This window comes from Streptomyces rectiviolaceus (genome assembly GCF_039533825.1).
Lineage (GTDB): Bacteria > Actinomycetota > Actinomycetes > Streptomycetales > Streptomycetaceae > Streptomyces > Streptomyces rectiviolaceus.
On record NZ_BAAAUG010000235.1, the window covers coordinates 1 to 1,805 of the forward strand.

Sequence of the window (1,805 nt, forward strand, 5' to 3'; positions counted from 1 at the left end):
CGGTCTCGCTCATCACAATCCAAACTAGGTAGGTAGGTCTACCTAGACTAGGCGACGGAAGTCGAGCAGGCAACCAGGGTGGCTGTTGCGTCAGCGATCCGGCCGAGGCGGGGGGACCGAGAGAGCAGAGGACGCCTAACGGTCTCCACTTACCTCCTACGGCCGCACTATGCCGCCACAGGGTGCTGTCCGATGTCGTGCGCCGTTCGATTCCGGGCGAGGTGGCGATGCCTCCCAAAGTCGCGAACAAGTGCTGTCGCGTTCTGTGAACAGAGCCACCGCGTGACAGCACTACCCCACGGTGGCCCGGGCCACTACTTACCGTCGACGTTTAGCCGATCGGTGAGGACGCGGCGAGCCCGGTGCAGACTCACCCTTACAGCCCCTGCGGTGATCCCAAGGAACTCTGCGATTTCGGTCGGTGACCAGTCGACCAGAGTCAGGGCCATAACCTGCCGCTGCAGGGGCGTCAGCGCACGCATCTGCGCTATGACCTCTTGCTCCTGGAGCCCGGCCCGCTCTTCGCCCGGGCCCGGCAGCTCGAGGGCGGTCTCGGGGACGTCTTCGACCAGCACCTCGCGACCCATGCGCTCTGCATACCGGATGAACGCCCGCTGGGCGTAGGTATAGGCCCACCTCCGTAGAGAGGCGCGGTCGGCCCGGGCCTTTTCCTCTTCCCGGCGCTGCTGATCGGCTTGAAAGGCCGCTCGCCGGGCTTCCTCGTGCTTGCGGCGGTCGGCGAGGGCGGCGTCCATGCGGGGGTTGCCGATCGCGTCCAGCAGGCTCTCGTAGTGATCGCGGCCGAAGCGCCAGAACACGCGCCCGGCCGGGCCGTGGTCGCGCAGCAGGTCCAGGGTGGTGGCCACGATCGGGATCTTCCCGTCGTAGCGGTGGAACTGGTCCTCGCGGTCCCAACTGCCCTTCCAGTGCGCGCGGGTGAGTTCGGCGACCTTCTTCATCTGGCCGCGGGCGGGGCGGGCGCCGATCTGGTGGAAGACGAGCAGCACGGGCGGCTGTGGGTCTTCGTAGGGGGCCTCCCGCACCTACTACGACAAGAAAATCGCCCAGGGCAAACACCACACCCAGCCCTGCTCTGCCTCGCCAGACGCCGAGCCGATGTCCTCTTCGCGATGCTCCGCGACGGCACCTTTTATGAACCACGATAGGCAGCAGTATGAGAGGCAGAGCGCGTCTGACCAGGGCCTACCGGTTCTGCCCGGCGCCGGGCACATGAACGGCCACGTCATAGTTGCCGATCAGATCGGCGAGACCACGCGGGCTCACGCCCTTCGCGTTCCGCTGCTCGGGATCGGCTCCGGCTTTCAGCAGCACCTGAAGCGTTGCCGGATCACCTCGGTAGTTGAACACCGCGTTGAACAGAGCGGTATTGCCGTTGCCGTCACCGACGTCCACGGACGCACCCGCCGCCAGAAGGACCTCTGCGGCCGACGCAGCCTGAGACTGCGCGGCAAAGTGCAGGGGCGTCATCCCTGCGTTGTCTGGCAGGCAGGGATCTGCCCCACCGGCCAAGGCTGCCCTCAAGCCAGCGACGTCTCCATGCAAGGCCCCGTAGTGCGCCGAGGTGCGACCCATCCAGTCCCGGCCCTGATCCCCATCCACCATGACCCCATCCTCTCCGAGCTTGACCGAAGAGATAGGGGCACCCCCCCGCCAGGAGGCACCACCATGCCCAGCAGTCGACACCGGCTGCAAATGGTCGGCCCTGCCGAGCGACTTCCCACCCTTCAAGACGGTGTTCGGGTTCTTCAGCCGCTGGACCGCCGCGGGGGTCTTCAACCTCATCC

3 protein-coding genes and 1 pseudogene are annotated in these 1,805 nt (G+C 66.4%); 2 read left to right on the forward strand and 2 right to left on the reverse strand.

The window, feature by feature from the left end:
* Positions 1-314: 314 nt before the first annotated feature.
* The gene (locus ABD378_RS43045) at positions 315-1,007 is read right to left on the reverse strand and encodes an RNA polymerase sigma factor (protein WP_344530808.1); all 693 of its coding nucleotides are present in this window, start codon (positions 1,005-1,007) and stop codon (positions 315-317) included.
* Positions 1,008-1,032: 25 nt separating this feature from the next.
* On the opposite strand from ABD378_RS43045, the pseudogene ABD378_RS43050 reads away from it, so the two are divergent.
* Positions 1,033-1,166, forward strand: a pseudogene (locus ABD378_RS43050) (IS110 family transposase); the annotation flags it as partial.
* Between the two features lie 37 nt (positions 1,167-1,203).
* Here the strand turns inward: ABD378_RS43050 and ABD378_RS43055 are convergent.
* On the reverse strand, positions 1,204-1,623 hold the full coding sequence (locus tag ABD378_RS43055; protein WP_386542728.1) for an ankyrin repeat domain-containing protein: 420 nt from the start codon (positions 1,621-1,623) through the stop codon (positions 1,204-1,206).
* Between ABD378_RS43055 and ABD378_RS44290 the strand changes: the two genes are divergently transcribed.
* The coding region (locus tag ABD378_RS44290; RefSeq protein ID WP_425583979.1) for a transposase at positions 1,622-1,805 on the forward strand (184 nt) is incomplete at its 3' end. The genes ABD378_RS43055 and ABD378_RS44290 overlap by 2 nt on opposite strands.